This window comes from Pseudomonas sp. AC355 (assembly GCF_979258205.1).
The window spans coordinates 2,726,908-2,742,373 of the sequence record NZ_OZ409843.1 but is presented as its reverse complement, the minus strand read 5'-3'; the positions used below and the strand labels follow the sequence as shown (position 1 = coordinate 2,742,373).

General features: G+C 63.3%; 19 protein-coding genes. 14 read left to right on the top strand and 5 right to left on the bottom strand.

From position 1 onward, the window contains the following. Nucleotides 1–7: 7 nt before the first annotated feature. Nucleotides 8–667 (bottom strand): YciC family protein, encoded by a 660-nt coding sequence (locus tag ACZ0AI_RS12970; RefSeq protein ID WP_463562261.1) that lies wholly within the window; start codon nucleotides 665–667, stop codon nucleotides 8–10. 159 nt (nucleotides 668–826) lie between these two features. Here ACZ0AI_RS12970 and ACZ0AI_RS12965 point away from each other — a divergent pair, with 159 nt between their 5' ends. From ACZ0AI_RS12965 to ACZ0AI_RS12935, 7 genes are all read left to right on the top strand, one after another. After that, complete coding sequence (locus ACZ0AI_RS12965; protein WP_463562260.1) at nucleotides 827–1,306, top strand: NYN domain-containing protein; 480 nt, start codon at nucleotides 827–829, stop codon at nucleotides 1,304–1,306. Between the two features lie 8 nt (nucleotides 1,307–1,314). Then, on the top strand, nucleotides 1,315–1,920 hold the full coding sequence (locus ACZ0AI_RS12960) for a 3'-5' exonuclease (protein WP_463562259.1): 606 nt from the start codon (nucleotides 1,315–1,317) through the stop codon (nucleotides 1,918–1,920). A gap of 138 nt (nucleotides 1,921–2,058) precedes the next feature. After that, on the top strand, nucleotides 2,059–2,550 hold the full coding sequence (locus ACZ0AI_RS12955; protein ID WP_463562258.1) for a sigma-70 family RNA polymerase sigma factor: 492 nt from the start codon (nucleotides 2,059–2,061) through the stop codon (nucleotides 2,548–2,550). Further along, on the top strand, nucleotides 2,547–3,464 hold the full coding sequence (locus ACZ0AI_RS12950; RefSeq protein WP_463562257.1) for a FecR family protein: 918 nt from the start codon (nucleotides 2,547–2,549) through the stop codon (nucleotides 3,462–3,464). Before ACZ0AI_RS12955 ends, ACZ0AI_RS12950 begins: the two co-directional genes overlap by 4 nt. A 76-nt stretch (nucleotides 3,465–3,540) precedes the next feature. After that, on the top strand, nucleotides 3,541–5,922 hold the full coding sequence (locus ACZ0AI_RS12945) for a TonB-dependent siderophore receptor (protein WP_463562256.1): 2,382 nt from the start codon (nucleotides 3,541–3,543) through the stop codon (nucleotides 5,920–5,922). Between the two features lie 148 nt (nucleotides 5,923–6,070). Beyond that, entirely contained in the window at nucleotides 6,071–7,399 is a 1,329-nt protein-coding gene (locus ACZ0AI_RS12940) for a DEAD/DEAH box helicase (RefSeq protein WP_463565935.1), read from the top strand. Then, nucleotides 7,399–7,857, top strand: a complete 459-nt coding sequence (locus ACZ0AI_RS12935) for a GNAT family N-acetyltransferase (RefSeq protein WP_463562255.1) — start codon at nucleotides 7,399–7,401, stop codon at nucleotides 7,855–7,857. Before ACZ0AI_RS12940 ends, ACZ0AI_RS12935 begins: the two co-directional genes overlap by 1 nt. A gap of 56 nt (nucleotides 7,858–7,913) precedes the next feature. Here ACZ0AI_RS12935 and ACZ0AI_RS12930 read toward each other — a convergent pair whose 3' ends face one another. The 4 genes from ACZ0AI_RS12930 to ACZ0AI_RS12915 are packed head-to-tail and all read right to left on the bottom strand — an operon-like array spanning nucleotide 7,914 to nucleotide 11,097. After that, nucleotides 7,914–8,480: a nucleotidyltransferase family protein gene (locus ACZ0AI_RS12930; protein ID WP_463562254.1), complete on the bottom strand. Its 567-nt coding sequence runs from the start codon at nucleotides 8,478–8,480 to the stop codon at nucleotides 7,914–7,916. 37 nt (nucleotides 8,481–8,517) lie between these two features. Beyond that, nucleotides 8,518–8,880 carry a VOC family protein gene (locus tag ACZ0AI_RS12925; protein ID WP_463562253.1) on the bottom strand — a complete coding sequence of 121 codons (363 nt, stop codon included), beginning with the start codon at nucleotides 8,878–8,880 and terminating at the stop codon, nucleotides 8,518–8,520. A 22-nt stretch (nucleotides 8,881–8,902) separates the two neighbouring features. After that, nucleotides 8,903–10,147 (bottom strand): TIGR03862 family flavoprotein, encoded by a 1,245-nt coding sequence (locus ACZ0AI_RS12920; protein ID WP_463562252.1) that lies wholly within the window; start codon nucleotides 10,145–10,147, stop codon nucleotides 8,903–8,905. A 29-nt stretch (nucleotides 10,148–10,176) separates the two neighbouring features. Continuing rightward, on the bottom strand, nucleotides 10,177–11,097 hold the full coding sequence (locus tag ACZ0AI_RS12915) for a histone deacetylase family protein (RefSeq protein WP_463562251.1): 921 nt from the start codon (nucleotides 11,095–11,097) through the stop codon (nucleotides 10,177–10,179). 48 nt (nucleotides 11,098–11,145) lie between these two features. Here ACZ0AI_RS12915 and ACZ0AI_RS12910 point away from each other — a divergent pair, with 48 nt between their 5' ends. The 7 genes from ACZ0AI_RS12910 (at nucleotide 11,146) to ACZ0AI_RS12880 (ending at nucleotide 15,452) form a co-directional block, all read left to right on the top strand. Beyond that, entirely contained in the window at nucleotides 11,146–11,700 is a 555-nt protein-coding gene (locus ACZ0AI_RS12910; protein ID WP_463562250.1) for a GNAT family N-acetyltransferase, read from the top strand. A 122-nt stretch (nucleotides 11,701–11,822) separates the two neighbouring features. Beyond that, on the top strand, nucleotides 11,823–12,692 hold the full coding sequence (gene tesB / locus ACZ0AI_RS12905; RefSeq protein ID WP_225838489.1) for an acyl-CoA thioesterase II: 870 nt from the start codon (nucleotides 11,823–11,825) through the stop codon (nucleotides 12,690–12,692). Between the two features lie 312 nt (nucleotides 12,693–13,004). Next, nucleotides 13,005–13,538 carry a Csu type fimbrial protein gene (locus ACZ0AI_RS12900; RefSeq protein WP_042553014.1) on the top strand — a complete coding sequence of 178 codons (534 nt, stop codon included), beginning with the start codon at nucleotides 13,005–13,007 and terminating at the stop codon, nucleotides 13,536–13,538. A gap of 58 nt (nucleotides 13,539–13,596) precedes the next feature. Beyond that, nucleotides 13,597–14,109, top strand: coding sequence for a Csu type fimbrial protein (locus ACZ0AI_RS12895; RefSeq protein ID WP_463562249.1), 513 nt, complete (start codon nucleotides 13,597–13,599; stop codon nucleotides 14,107–14,109). A 5-nt stretch (nucleotides 14,110–14,114) separates the two neighbouring features. After that, a complete protein-coding gene (locus ACZ0AI_RS12890; protein ID WP_463570016.1) occupies nucleotides 14,115–14,477 on the top strand; it encodes a spore coat protein U domain-containing protein in 363 nt (120 codons plus the stop codon). Beyond that, nucleotides 14,419–14,658, top strand: a complete 240-nt coding sequence (locus ACZ0AI_RS12885) for a spore coat protein U domain-containing protein (RefSeq protein ID WP_463562247.1) — start codon at nucleotides 14,419–14,421, stop codon at nucleotides 14,656–14,658. Before ACZ0AI_RS12890 ends, ACZ0AI_RS12885 begins: the two co-directional genes overlap by 59 nt. Nucleotides 14,659–14,672: 14 nt before the next feature. After that, complete coding sequence (locus ACZ0AI_RS12880; RefSeq protein ID WP_463562246.1) at nucleotides 14,673–15,452, top strand: fimbrial biogenesis chaperone; 780 nt, start codon at nucleotides 14,673–14,675, stop codon at nucleotides 15,450–15,452. Nucleotides 15,453–15,466: the final 14 nt, after the last annotated feature.

Genomic DNA, 15,466 nt, shown 5'->3' with positions numbered 1-15,466 from the left:
CGGCAGGTTACGGCAGGGGCGCGGCGTTGTCGCCCGTGCGCAACATGTACAGGCGGAACACCACCACGGTGGTGAATAGCTGAAAGAGGCCAAGCAGCAGATCCAGCAGCAGGCGCCCGGCAGGCTCTGCCGCGATATCGCCGGCCCAGAAACCAACCAGCCACGGCGGCACCATGACCAGCATCACGCAGGTGAGAATCGGCCAGAAATGCCCTTGGGTCAGTTGCAGGCTCTGGTGCAGCGCCTGCAGTGGCGACATCCCGCGCAGCACCAGCAGGTAGTCGGAAAACACCAGGCGCACCATCAGCCATAGCCCCGGCAGGATGAACAGCGAGGCGCCGAGCATGATCGCCAGGGTTCCGATGCCGGCCAGCAGCACGAAGCGCGGCCACAGGCTCAGGCTCATGGCGACCAGCGCGCCCCTGGCCGGCAGCTCGCCGCGGCTGCGTGCGTCGATGAAGAGGATCAGCGCGGCGCTGTACAGCGGGTAGAAGAGCAGCCCGAGCAGCACATCGTAAAGCGGTACCTTAGCGGCTGCGACCAGACCTTCTAGCTGCATGCTCAGCGCGGCTTCTAGTAGCAGGAAGGGCAGGCACAGGAGAATGATCTGCAGCAGGTTTTGCTTGAAGAAGAACAAAGCGTCACGCAGGGCGTCGAGGGGATTCATGGAAAATCGCGGCCAGAAAAACAGGCCGTCATCATACGAGGGCGTCGGTTTCTCGACCAGTGATCCGATTACCATCGGGTAATGGCTTTCGACCCGAAGGGCGCGAGACTGGCATACTGGCCGCCGTGCAAACCGCGCGAGCCCTTGTGAGGATGTCCGGTGAAGAAAATAGCCGTGTTCGCCGACGTACAGAATCTCTATTACACCGTGCGCCAGGCCTATGGCTGTCACTTCAATTACACGGCGTTGTGGAACGAGCTGGCCGGCGGCGGCGAGATAGTCGAGGCGTACGCCTATGCCATCGACCGCGGCGATCCCAAGCAGCAGCAGTTCCAGCAGATCCTGCGCAACCTCGGCTTCACCGTGAAGCTCAAACCCTACATTCAGCGCAGTGACGGTTCGGCAAAAGGGGACTGGGACGTGGGCATCACCATCGACGTGATGGACGCGGCGGCGAACGTCGACAGCGTGGTGCTGGCTTCCGGTGATGGTGATTTCGACCTGCTGCTCGAACGCATTCGCCAACGTCATGGCGTCGAGGCCGTGGCCTATGGTGTTCCCGGGCTTACCGCACAATCGCTGGTGCGCGCGGCCACTCGTTATGTGCCCATCGAGGGGCATCTGTTGTTGAAACACTGAGGCTTTACGTGAAACCCATTGCTGTCATCGACTTCGAAACCACCGGCATGTCGCCGGTTCAGCAGGCGCGCGCCACCGAAATCGGTGTGGTGATCATCGAGAACGGGCAGATTACTGCTCGCTACCAGAGCCTGATGAACAGCGGCGCCTGGGTGCCGCCATTCATCGAGCAACTGACCGGCATCAGTAATGCCATGCTGCGCAGCGCTCCCCCGGCAGCCGAGGTGATGCATGAGGTCGCCGAGTTCGTTGGCGACATTCCGATGCTGGCGCACAACGCCTCATTCGATCAGAAGTTCTGGGACGCCGAGCTGGGCCTGATCGGCCGCGCGCGTGTCCAGCCTTTTGCCTGCTCGCTGCTGTTGTCGCGGCGTCTGCTGCCTGGCGCACCGAGCCATAAGCTCGGCAACCTCAATCGCTGGGCGCGGCTTCCAGATACTGGCAAGGCTCACCGGGCCCTGGCGGACGCGGAAATGGCTGCCAACCTGACCCTGCACCTGTGCAGCCTGCTGCGTGAGCAGTACGGCCGCAACGTGGTCGATCATGATTTTCTGCGTCAGCTGCAGGGCATGTCCGCAGCCAAGGTACGCGCGCTGCTCGGCTCAGCGAGCTAAGTGCCGGTCGAGCAGTCAGTCGGCTACTAATAGTTCTCATTTACTTTGCCTCGAGGCGCTCTCTATACTGCCCGCCCCCTGATGGCTGACGCCGTCGAAACATGGCCGAGGTGGATGATGGAGTGGGGCGGAATCAATTTGCGCTGGGCCTACACCGATCTGCTGCTGAGCCTGAGCCGGCGTACCCATTGCGTGCAACGTGCCTATGACGTGCTGCACGATGCCTTCATTCGCTTCGTGCTCGCCAACCAGCGTGGCGTCATCGAACAGCCCAACGCCTACCTGCGGCGCATCGCCCATTCTGTACTGATCGACCATTACCGCGACGCCTCGCGCTATCAGCAGTTTCCCGAGGCTGGTAGCGAGCCGCGCATGGATTTGGACGATGGCGCCTCGTTCGTCCCTTCGGCTGAGCATCTGGCCGATATCCAACAGCGTCTGGACGCCCTGCAGCGCATTCTCGATTGCCTGCCGCCGCGCTGTCGTGAAGTATTCTGGCTGGTGCGCATCGAAGGGCACCGCCAGGTGGAAGTCGCCGCGATGCTGCAGATCAGCACCACGATGGTCGAGCGCCACCTGGTGCGTGCCTTGCTCGATCTGCACGAGGCCCGTGAGCTGCTTTGCCCATGAGCGCGCGGCGTCGTGAGGCGGCGCACTGGTTCGCGCGGCTGCTCGAGTTGCCGGACGATCACCCCGAGCGTCAGGTCTTCGCCAACTGGCTGGCCGCCGACCCGCGCAACGCTCAGGAATTTCACAGCTTCAAGCGCCTGTGGGGCGACTTCTCCAGCACCGACCAGACCCGTGCCCTGGCTGGCGCCATGGAAAACGTCGGGCGTCGGCGCTTCCTGCGCAACGGCATGCTCGGCGGCTTGCTGCTCGGCGGCCTGGGCTCCTGGCTGCTGGCCCGCAATGCCGCGCGCCAGGAGCTGCAGCTGTTCACCGGTATCGGTGCGTTGCGGCGCATGCAACTGGCCGACGGTAGCGAGGTGCAGCTGGATGCCGATACACGCATTCAGGTGCTCTTCGATGACCGCGTGCGGCATCTGACGCTGTTGCGTGGGCGAGCCATCTTCGACGTGCGCCACGACCCGCAACGCCCCTTTGTGGTGGATGCCGGCGCGGCACAAGTGCGGGTGCTGGGAACCCGTTTCGTGGTCGAGAAGTTCGACCGGCGCGTGCAGGTCAGCGTGGCCCGTGGCCGGGTCGCGATGACCAGCGGCGAGCGGCGCATCGAACTGGGTGCCGATCAGGTCGGCCTTTATCTTGAGTCTGTCGGGCTGCGGCGTTCCGATCGCAAGGCGGCGGGCGCTTTCGGCTTCAGCAGCGGCAGCCTGGTTTTTGAACAGGCCGACCTGGGCGAGGTGGTGGCCGGTCTTGCCCGTTATCGCGAAAAGCCGCTGCGCCTTGAGCAGCCTGTCATGCCGCAGACCATCACCGCCGTTGTGCAAATCGCCGATATCGAGGCATTCGTTCAGGCCTTGCCGCAGCTTGCCGGGGTACGCCTGCAGGAGCGTGCCGACAGCACCCTCTTGCTGCCGCGCTAAAAATTTTCGCGTTCCAGGTTGGGCTTTTCGGGGCCTGCTCCGTCAAGGGGTATCCGAGATCATCACGAGACCCATCATGCTGCGCACATCCCTGAGAACACTGGTTACCGCCAGCGCCCTGACGCTGGCACTGGGCGTACAGGCCGCCCCTGTCGAACTGGATCTGCCGGCGCAGCCACTGGCCGCAACCTTGAAGCAGCTCGCCAGCCAGGCCGGGGTGACCCTCGCCGTCGATGATCGGCTGGTCGCAAGCCGCTCGGCGCCTGCGCTCAAGGGCACCTTCGCCATCGACGACGCATTGCAGCGTCTGCTCGCCGGTTCGGGGCTGGTAGTGCAGCGCAGCGGCGATGTCTGGCTGATCATGGAGCGCGCGCCGTCCGCGGCGCTCGACCTGCAGGCCACCACCATCAGCAGTGATCTGGCGAACAGCACTACCGAGGGTACCGGTTCCTACACCACCCGTGCGGTCACCCTGGGCAAGGGCGCGCAATCGCTGCGTGAAACTCCGCAGTCGGTCAGCGTGATCACCCGCCAGCAGATGGACGACCGCAACTTCACTTCGCTGGATCAGGTGCTCTACAGCGCACCGGGCATCACCCTGCAGACGCGCAACTTCGGCGACCATCAGTACAACTCCCGGGGCTTCGAGCTGGGCGCCGATGCCTATCTGGTCGATGGCATGCCCGGCGTGATTCACAGCCCCACTGGCTGGATGACCCCGGACACCGCCGTCTACGACCGCGTGGAGATTCTTCGCGGCGCCGCCGGCCTGCTGGTCGGCAACGGCAACCCGGGCGGCGCGGTCAATCTGGTGCGCAAACGGCCGACTGCCGAGCCACACTTTTCGGTGACCACCCGCGCCGGCTCCGACGATTTCTACCGCGTGGACCTGGACGGCAGTGGTGCGCTGAACGAGTCCCGCACCCTGCGCGGTCGTGCCTTGGTGGCCTATGAGGATCGTCAGTATTTCTACGACCGCGAAGCCAGCCGCAAGCCACTGTTCTACGGCATCGTCGAAGCCGATCTGAATGATGCCTCGACCCTGTCCGTCGGCCTGCGTCGGCAGACGGGTGTCACCAGTGGCTATTCGATCTTCGGCCTGCCGCGTTACAGCAATGGCAAGGCCCTCGACGTTTCCCGTTCCACCTCGCTGGCGCAGGACTGGAACCGCCACGAAAGCGAGCAGACGGAAGTCTTCGCCGACCTGGAATATCGTCTCAACGAGGACTGGACCAGCAAGACCTCGCTGACCCGTGCCGAAGGGGGCTTCGATCAGCGTTCGGCACTGCCGCAAGGCGCGATCAACCCGGCCACCAACACGGGCTCGCGGCTGTTTCGAACGCTTTACCGCAGCGATGACGTGACCAACACCGGCATCGACAGCAACCTATCCGGCAACTTCGAGGCCTTCGGCCTGCGCCACACGCTGATGGTTGGCGCCAACTGGTCCCGCGAGAACCAGTACAGCAAGAACGCCAATATCAATACCGCTGCTGGTGCTGGCGCCATCGACGTCTTCAACCCGAGTCATCAGGCACTGACCAGGCCGACACGCAATGGCTGGACGGCGATCAACGACAGCGCCGAGACGCGTTATGGGGTTTATGCCAACACGCGGCTGTATCTGAGCGAGCCACTGAGCGTGGTGCTGGGGGGGCGGTTGAGCTGGTACGAGTACGAAACGGAAGAGACCATCAGTGGAGTCAAGGCGGCGAATCGTCAGGATCATGAATTCACGCCCTTCGTCGGCATCATCTACGACCTCAATGACCAGTGGTCCTGGTACGCCAGCTACGCCGATATCTTCCAGCCGCAAAGCGATTACCGCACGGCAGCGGGCTCGCTGCTGGAGCCAGCTGTTGGCGTCAACTACGAAACCGGTATCAAGGGCGAGCTGTATGACGGACGCCTGAACCTCTCCGCCGCGCTGTTCTACATCAAGCAGGATGACGTGGCGGCAGAAGACCCCAGTGGCGCGCTCTGCGATTCGAACATCGATGGCCTTTGCTACCTCAACGCCGAGATCCAACGCAGCAAGGGTTACGAGCTGGAGGCCAGCGGCGAACTGCTGTCCGGCTGGCAGGTGGCTGCTGGCTACACCTTCAACCAGACCAGCAAGGCCAGCGGTGGCCCCACCGACTATCAGACTCCGAAGCACCTGCTGCGCGCTTCCACCACCTACCAGTTGCCCGGCGCGCTCAATCGCCTGACCGTTGGTGGCGCCGTTTCCGCACAGAGCGGCTACAGCACCGATACCTACGGCCCAGAGGTAAGCAACGCCGGCCGTGCGGTCTACGATGCACTGGCCACCTGGAAAATCGACCAGCACTGGACTATCGGCCTCGACGCCAAGAACCTGTTCGACAAGAAGTACTACAAGTCCGTGGGTGAGCTGCGTCGCGGTAATTACTACGGCGATCCACGCAGTTACATGCTGACCCTGCGCGGCGAGTTCTAAGCCGCGTGCTGGAACACGTAGCCTGGCGTTGAGCGAAGCGATACCCAGGATGTCCACTCCGGGTATCGCCGCGCTGCAACTGCTGAGCGGCCGCTACCCGGACAGGATAAACTGTGCGGCATCTCCATTGCCCACCACGTTGCCCGCCATGACCTTCGCTTCCCTCGGCCTGATCGAACCCCTGCTGCGCTGCCTCGACGGCCTCGATTACAAGACCCCGACGCCCGTCCAGGCCCAGGCCATCGGCCCGATCATCAAGGGCCGCGATCTGATGGCCGCGGCGCAGACCGGTACCGGCAAGACCGCCGCCTTCACCCTGCCGATCCTGCAGCGCCTGATGATGGAAGGCCCGACCGTCGCCAGCAATTCGGTGCGCGCCCTGGTGCTGGTACCGACCCGTGAGCTGGCCGAGCAGGTGCAGCAGAGCGTGCAGACCTACTCGCAGTTTCTGCCCCTGAGCAGTTACGCGGTGTACGGCGGCGTGAGCATCAACCCGCAGATGATGAAGCTGCGCAAAGGCCTCGACGTACTGGTTGCCACCCCCGGCCGGTTGCTCGACCTGTACCGCCAGAACGCAGTTAAGTTTTCCCAGTTGCAGGTGCTGGTGCTCGACGAAGCCGATCGCATGCTCGACCTGGGCTTTGCCCGCGAACTGGATGACCTGTTCGCCGCCTTGCCGAAGAAGCGCCAGACCCTGCTGTTTTCCGCGACCTTCTCCGAGGCCATTCGCACCCTGGCCGGCGAAATGCTGCACGACCCGCTGAGCATCGAAGTCAGCCCGCGTAATGCCGCCGCCAAGTCGGTCAAACAGTGGCTGATTCCGGTCGACAAGAAGCGCAAGGCCGAGCTGTTCCTGCATCTGTATCGCAGCAAGAAATGGTCGCAGGTGCTGGTCTTCGTCAAGACCCGCAAGGGCGTCGACGAGCTGGAGCAGGAACTGCTGGCCGCGGGCATTCGCGCCGACGCGATCCACGGCGACAAGCCACAGCCGACTCGCCTGCGCGCACTGCAGCGCTTCAAGGCCGGCGAAGTCGACGTGCTGGTCGCCACCGACGTGGCCGCTCGTGGTCTGGATATCGACGACCTGCCGATGGTGGTCAACTTCGATCTGCCCATCGTTGCCGAAGATTACGTGCACCGCATCGGCCGTACCGGGCGTGCTGGCGCCACCGGCCAGGCGGTGTCGCTGGTCTGCGCCGACGAGGTGCAGTTGCTCTCGGCCATCGAGGCACTGATCCAGCAGGTGCTGCAGCGTGTCGACGAGCCGGATTTCATTCCCGATCACCGTGTGCCGCAGACGCTCGCTGGCGGCCAGGTAGTAAAGAAACCGAAGAAACCGAAAAAGTCCAAGGTGGTGGGCGGTGGTAAATCCGGCAGCCTGGGCCGCTGGATGGAAAACGACGAGCCCGCCGCACCGCCGGTCAAGGCCATCCGCAAGGTGCCGAGCTTCGGCGGAAAGCCGAAGAGCGGGCGTTAGTGCTGATACGCCGCGCCAGCGAGGTGGATGTCGACGCGATCACCGCGATAGTCCACGAAGCCTACGCACCCTACATTCCGCGGATCGGCAAAGAGCCGGCGCCGATGCTCAATGATTACCGCCAGGTCATTGAGCAATGCAGGGTGTTCGTATTGGAATTGGACGGTGCGGTGAGGGGCGTTTTGGTGCTGGAGCATGAGGGCGATGTCCTGCATGTGCAGAACGTCGCGGTGTGCGATCAGGGCCGTGGCCAGGGGCTGGGCAGGCAACTGATGAGCTTCGCCGAAGACCAGGCTCGGGAGCTGGGTTGTGTGGCCATCGAGCTGTACACCAACGAACGGATGACCGAGAACATCCTCTTCTACCCGCGTTTGGGATACCGGGAAACACGCCGGGCAGTTGAAGACGGTTACGCCCGGGTGTTCTTTCGAAAGGCGATCCAGGGCCAGGATGCGTAACGCAGAGGCCCTGGGTATCGCTTCGCTCAACCCAGGCTACGCCTGTTTCACCCCGTTCAAGGCATCTCTATTTTCAGCCAAGGCCAGCGCGCTTGGTAACTCTGTGCCTTGTGCATAAACATCGCAGGGTGCGGATTTAGCGGATTGATGCGCAGTATTCCTTGTTGCAGCTCATCCAGGCCGTGGGTGCTGTATACCTCGCCACTACTGACATCTACGCCCACACAGGTTGCCTTGATCAAGTAGCGGTCGATGCCATCAAAGACGCTCTGCAGTCGTGGGCATGGAGCGCCGAACCTCTGCTCGTACCAAAGGTGCACACGGGCCTGGTTGCGTACTTCGATATTGCTCGCTAGGTGAGCGCAGGCTCTCTGCACTCGCTCGATGATCTGGTTTTCGGCTTCCCAAGACACATCCTGGTCGAAGTAGAAAACATCGTAATCCTTGATGCCCCAATCCGCAGGCTGACCCGCTTGCAGGTTCCAAACGGCTTGGAACAGGCAGCCGGCAGTGAGCGTGCAGGCTGGAATATCGAGCTTGGGAAGTAGCTGCAGCAGCGCCTGATTCACAGGGTTGCTGAGGGCCGCCTCGAGCAGTTGTTGACCACTGATGGCGGTGTTCATGGAGACGTCCCCAGCCGTGGTCATGGCGTTCCCGGGTTCAGATATTCTGCCCGATCCGCCACAGCACGCCGCTCGGGTCGAAGATGATGAACTCGCGGATGCCCCAGGGCTGGTCTTGGGGTTCGATGGTGCGCACACCGAAGCGTTCGGCGAGGTTTTCCTTCTGCACGTTGGCCCACCAGGCTTCGACGTCATCGACCAGCAGGTGCATGACGAAGTTGTCTGCCTGCTCCTTGACGTAGAAATTCTGCAGCAGGAAAGCGTTGTGTTCGCCGTTGCTGAAGTAGCTCATTTCATCCGACTGCCAGCCGGGTTTGAAACCCAGTGCGGTGTAGAAGGCCTGGCTGAGTGGGTAGTCCTTTGCCGGAATGAAAGTCTTGAGTTCGACGCTGGTCAGCATGGGGATCCTCCCGATCCGTGGGTTATCGGTTTTTGGTTCGCAGCCAGCGGGCGATGCCCTGGCCGGCCATGCGGCCACTGGCGAAGCAGGCGGTGAGCAGGTAGCCGCCGGTAGGCGCTTCCCAGTCGAGCATTTCCCCCGCGCAGAAGGTGCCGGGCAGAGCGGTCAGCATCAACCCTTTGTCGAGTGCTTCGAAAGGCACGCCACCAGCGCTGCTGATCGCTTCCTCCAGCGGGCGCGGTTGGCGCAGTTCGATGGGCAGGGCCTTGATCGAGGCGGCCAGGCGCTGGGGATTGGCGTAGTGCTCGGCGGGGGTCAGCTCGCGCAGTAGTGCAGCCTTGACGCCATCCAGCCCGGCCTGACGATGGAGGTGTTTGGCCATGGAGTGTGAGCCACGGGGCTTGCTCAGGGCCTTGCTCAAGGCGTCCTCGCTGCGCTGTGGCAGCAGGTCGAGGTGCACCGTGCAGCTACCGTCACGGGCAATGCGCTGGCGAATGCCGGCTGATAGCGCGTAGACCAGGCTGCCTTCGATGCCTGTAGCAGTGAGCACGAATTCACCCTGGCGCTGCGCTTCACCGCTCAGCCCCAGGGCCACGTTCTTCAGCGGCGCACCGGCGAATTTCTCGCGCAGCAGCGGGCTCCAGGCGGCTACGTCGAAACCGCAGTTGCTCGGTTGCAGCGGCGCAACGGGCACGCCGGCCTGCTGCAGATGGGCGACCCAGCTGCCGTCGGAGCCGAGCCGCGGCCAACTGCCGCCGCCCAGGGCCAGCAAGACCGCATCGGCGTGCACCGCGCGCTCACCTTCGGGGGTGCCCACGCGTAGGCTGCCGTCGCCATTCCAACCCAGCCAGCGGTGCCGGGTGTGCAGGTGCACGCCGGCTTCACGCAGGCGTTTGAGCCAGGCGCGTAGCAGCGGCGCTGCCTTCATGTCGGTGGGGAACACGCGGCCCGAGGTGCCGACGAAGGTCTCGATGCCCAGGCCATGAATCCAGTCGCGCAGGGCATCGGCATCGAAGCCTTGCAGCAATCTGTCGATCTGCCCTTGGCGCTCGCCGTAACGGCTGACGAACGCCGGGTAGGCTTCGGAGTGGGTGATGTTCATACCGCCGACGCCAGCCAGGAGGAACTTGCGGCCCACCGAGGGCATGGCGTCGTAGAGGTCGACCCGCAGGCCGGCACTCGCCAGCACCTCGGCAGCCATCAGGCCGGCTGGGCCGCCGCCGATGATGGCGACCGAGTGGGAGGTGGGCGTGGGGATATCGGTCATGGCGGTGTCGGCTGGGCAAAGGGGGAAGTTTACCCGAGCCCTCGTTGCTGCCATACCCGCGCGGCGCTGTGATGCAGTATGCCGTGGCGGCGGGCCAGGGCGTGGCGATCCTTGCTGTAACCGCCACCGATCACGCCGACCACTGGAATGTCGCGGCCCAGGCAATGATGCAGCACGGCTTCGTCGCGGGCGGCCAGGCCGGCGTCGCTGAGTTGCAGATAGCCGAGGGCATCGTCGCGATGCACGTCGACGCCGGCGTCATAGAGCACGATATCCGGCTGATAGAGGGGCAGCAGATAATCGAGGGTGTCGTCGACGACTTTCAGGTAGTCGCGGTCGCCCAGGCCACGAGGCAGTGGGATATCCCAGTCGCTGCGGGCCTTGCGCGCCGGGTAATTCTGCTCGCAGTGCAGCGACACGGTGACGGCGTTGTCCACGTGTTCGAGCAGCCGCGCGGTGCCGTCACCCTGGTGAACATCGCAATCGAAGATCAGTACGCGATGCGCCTTGCCGCTTTCCAGCAGGTAACGGGCGATCACCGCCAGGTCGTTGAAGATGCAGAAGCCTGCCGGGTAATCGTAGTGGGCGTGGTGGGTGCCGCCTGCCAGGTGACAGGCCAGGCCGTGCTGCAGCGCCTGTTCGGCCGCCAGCAGCGAGCCGCCCACTGCTCGTACGGTGCGACGTGCCAGCTCCGGGCTCCATGGCAGGCCGAGGCGGCGCTGATCTTGGTGGCTCAGCTCGCCGCTCAGGTAACGCTCGATATAGGCGGGGCAATGGCAGAGGGCGAGGATGTCCGCAGGGCAGATTTGCGGACGCAGCAGGTCGGCATCCCGGGTCAGTCCGCTGTCCACCAGGTGGTCGCGCAGCAGGCGGAATTTCTCCATCGGAAAGCGGTGGCCTTCGGGAAAGGGCGGGCTGTAGTCGTCGTGGTAGATCAGCGGCAGGGGCATACAATGGCGGCGTTTGGTGAACCCTGGGCAGTATGCACGAGAAGCGAAATGGATGTGATCGAGCTGCAGACGCCGCGCCTCTACCTGAGCGCCTGGCGCGACGAAGACCTCAATGAGCTGGCGACCCTGTGCGCTGACGAGCAGGTAATGCGCCATTTTCCGGCGCCGTTGAGCCTTGAGCAGAGCCAGGCATTACTGGCGCGCTTGCAGCAGCACTTCAGGCAGCATGGGTTTTGTTTCTGGGCGCTGCGGCGTCGAGAGGACGGACGCTTCGTCGGCATGACCGGGCTGGCCCATGTCGGCTTCGAGGCCGCCTTCACGCCGGCGGTGGAAATCGGTTGGCGATTGCTGCCGGAACATTGGGGAAAGGGATACGCCCAGGAGGCCGCTCGTGCGGCACTGGACTGCGCCTTCGAGCGCCTGGAGCTGGAGCGATTGGTGTCCTTCACTGCCACCGTGAATGCCCCCTCGCAGCAGGTGATGCAGGCGCTCGGCATGCAGCCGGCCGGCAGCTTCGAACACCCAGCGCTGGCGCCCGGGCACCCGCTACGTCCGCACCTGCTGTATCGGATCATGCGCGGCGAATGGCCGAAGCGGGGCTGAGCCTGTCGCCTCCGTCCTCATGCCACGATTCCTGACAGGCGGCAAAGGCATTACCATTCACCGTCCGCGCACCCCGCGCGTGTCGCAGTATTGCCCTGGGTAGAGGGGCCGTGGAGAACCGTATGAGTCAAGTCCTGCAAGAATTGGTGGCGCTGCTGAGCCTCGAGGCCATCGAGGAAAACCTGTTCCGTGGCGTCAGCCAGGATCTCGGTTTTCGCCAACTCTTCGGCGGTCAGGTGCTGGGCCAGTGCGTGTCGGCGGCCACTCAGACGGTCGAGACTGATCGCCATGTGCACTCGCTGCATGGCTACTTCCTGCGCCCAGGCGATGCGGCTCTGCCTGTGGTGTATCAAGTCGACCGCGTGCGTGACGGCGGCAGTTTCAGCACCCGCCGGGTAACGGCGGTGCAGAAGGGCAAGGCGATCTTCACCTGCAGCGCCTCGTTCCAGTACCTAGAAGAAGGGCTCCACCATCAGGCGCAGATGCCTGACGTACCGGGCCCTGAAGGGCTGCGTTCGGAAACCGAACTGGCCAGTCTGGTGGCCGACTCGCTGCCGCCTCGAGTACGCGAGCGTGTGCTGTTCGACAAGCCCATCGAAATTCGCCCGGTGACCGTCGATAACCCATTCGCGCCCAAGGTCAGTGAGCCGGTCAAGTACGTGTGGTTCCGCGCCGACGGCGAGTTGCCGGACACACCTGCCATCCACAAGTACCTGCTTGGCTATGCCTCGGACTTCAATCTGCTGACCACCTCGATGCTGCCCCACGGCGTATCGGTGTGGCAGAAGTTCATGCAGGTGGCCAGCCTCGATCACTCCATCTGGTTCCACGGCAACCTGCGCATGGACGACTGGTTGCTCTACGCCATGGACAGCCCCTGGGCCGGTAACGCCCGAGGTTTTTCCCGCGGCAGCGTGTTCAATCGCCAGGGGCAACTGGTCGCCTCGGTGGCTCAGGAAGGCCTGATTCGTCTGCGTGAAGACTGGCGCTGAAACGATGTGGAAATGACGCCAAAATCTTGATCTGGTGGACAGTTTTTTCATCGTCGCTGATAGCGGGTGTCCTTTTTTTCTGTAGGACATTTGCTCAGGGCTTACTCGCTCTTCTCTCACGTCAAAAAATATTATCCATTTGAATCAGTATTTTGGTGGCCATATTGGACGGCTTTCGAAAATAAGGCTGCTTTGTTGACGTGTGCAATTGCCTGAACGTGGTCGACCCTTGTCCTGTCTCCCCCTTAACGCCCGGATGTGACTGTCCGGGTCTCTGAGCATGGGAGTTTCTCGAGTCTGCAGGAGACGGTTATGCGGCGTTCAGCGCTACTGGTTTCATCCCTTTTGGCCTTGGCCATTGGCTCGACGGCGAATGCAGCCGGTACCGTTACCGGTCAACTTGGTATTCAACTGGTCATCACCGATGGCTGCACCGTGGGTAATGGTGGCTCTGCCGGGGGCACCTTCGGCAATATCGACTTCGGCAGCGTTGCCGCCATCACCGCGCCGCTTGAAGCGCAGTCCGTGGGTTCCGGCGGCGGTGGCTCGTTCAGCGTGACGTGCAACAACGGCACCGATTACAGCGTGACCCTCGACAGCGGCGGCAATCCCGCCGGCGGCCAGCGCAACATGAGCAATGGCACCGATCTGATCGCCTATAACCTGTTCCAGGATGCCGGCCGCACCACGCCTTGGGGCGACGGTAGCAACGGCGGCGACACGCTGGATTCGACCGGCAACGGCGAAGTGCAGGAGATCGTCGTCTATGGCCAGGTGCCGCCTCGCGCTGCCGTGCCGTCGGTGGGCACCTACACCGATACCGTGCAGGTGACGGTGGCCTGGTAAACGCCTGCAGGCGATTCGCCCAATCGCTTGCGAACCCGCTCTCTGTCTGGAAACTGCCATGACCGGCTACCGGCCCGTCCTACTGGTGGCGCTGCTGGCGCTCGCCCCGGGTGTACCCACTGCCGCGACCAAGACCGCTACCATCGGCCTGTTCGCCGAGATACTGCCTGCCTGCAGCGCGGGCAGCACGGCAGCGAACGACCTTGGCCAGTTCGGCACCTTCGACCTCGGCACCCATTCCATTCTGCGCCCTCCACTGGATGTGGTCGGCCAACCGGGCAATGGCGCGCTGCGTGTCAATTGCCTGAGCAACACGCCCTATCAGGTGCTGATCAGCGCCGGTGGCAGTGGCAACGTCAACGCCCGGCGCCTGCAGGGGCCAAGCGCGCAGATCGCCTACAACCTCTACACCTCGGCAAGCTACCAGACCGTTTGGGATAACACGGTGGGCATTAGCCGCACCGGTACCGGCCAGGATCAATGGCTGCCGGTTTATGGCCGGGTACCGGCGCAGCGTTCCCCTGCGGCGGGCATCTACCGAGATACGGTAACCGTCACGGTGAAGTGGTGACGTCGATGCGACGCGCCTGGCCATTCGCGATTCTGCTCGCCGCACTGGATGCGCTCGCTGATACCGGCACCAACGAGCTACGTGTCGACCGGCAATTTCAGGTTCGTGCGGTGATCACCGCCGGTTGCCTGCTCGGCAGCGGCGGCAGCGATGTGACCAGCTACGGCAACATCAACTTCGGCCAGATCAGCAGCCTCGGCAACCCGGTGAGCCGCACCAGTACGCCCGGCAGCGGCACCATCGTGCTGCAGTGCACGCCGGGCATCGCGCTGACCATCGGCATCGGTTCCGGGCACCAACACCGGCAGCGTGACAGGCGGGCGGTTTCTGGCCAAAGGCAGCGAACGTCTGCGTTATCAACTATATAAAGACAGTGCCTTCAGCGATGTCTGGGGGGACGGCAACAACGGTGCCACCGCTCTCAGCGCGACGTTTCCCTCTGCTGGGGGTACTCAAAGCTTTCCGGTTTATGCCCGGTTGTTCAGCGTCACCCCCATGCCCAGCGCGGGTATTTACAGCGATGTAGTCACCGTTACCGTCAGTTATTGAACAGGGAGATCCACATGGCCCGAGCGGCATGGCAGCACCTCGATTTTCTTCATGCCAGAGCAGGGGCTTTAGTTTTACTACTGATGTTCGCGGGCCATGCGGCCGCGGCCAGTTCGGTGTTGATCTGGCCGATCAATCCGGTGATCGAGGCCGAGCAGAAAGCAGTGGCGCTGTGGCTGGAAAACCGTGGCCAGGCACCGGTCAATCTGCAGATACGGGTCATGGACTGGAAACAGTCGGACTTCGAGGATCGCCTGGACGCGCAGCGTGAAGTGGTCGGTAGCCCACCGGTGGTGACCATCGCTCCGGGCAAGCGGCAGATGATCCGCCTGATGGTTATGCAGGCGCCGCAGGCCGGGGTGCAGCGAGCCTACCGGGTGCTGATCGACGAGATGCTCGACAGCAATGCGGCCCCTGATCCGCAATTGGGGGTGAAGTTTCAGATGCGCTATTCCATCCCGCTGTTCGTTTTCGGCAGCGGCGCTGCGCCGGAGGGCGCCGCCGAGCAGCCAGGCAAGACCGTGCAGACCCTGGCGCCAAAACTCGTTTACCAGATTCAGCAGCAAGGCGGCACACGCTTCCTGCAACTGCGTAACGAGGGTACTGCCCATGCGCGATTGTCGGCGGTGAGGTTCGCTGGCGGCGGCAAGCAGCAGGTGATCGCCGAGGGTCTGCTCGGTTACGTGTTGCCCGGTGCGCAAATGCGCTGGCCGTTGCCCCCGGGTGCTGATGGCGCGGTGCTGGAGGCCATGGTCAATGACCGCAAAGAGCCCCTGTCGATACCACGGCAGTGATCATGCGGCTCGGT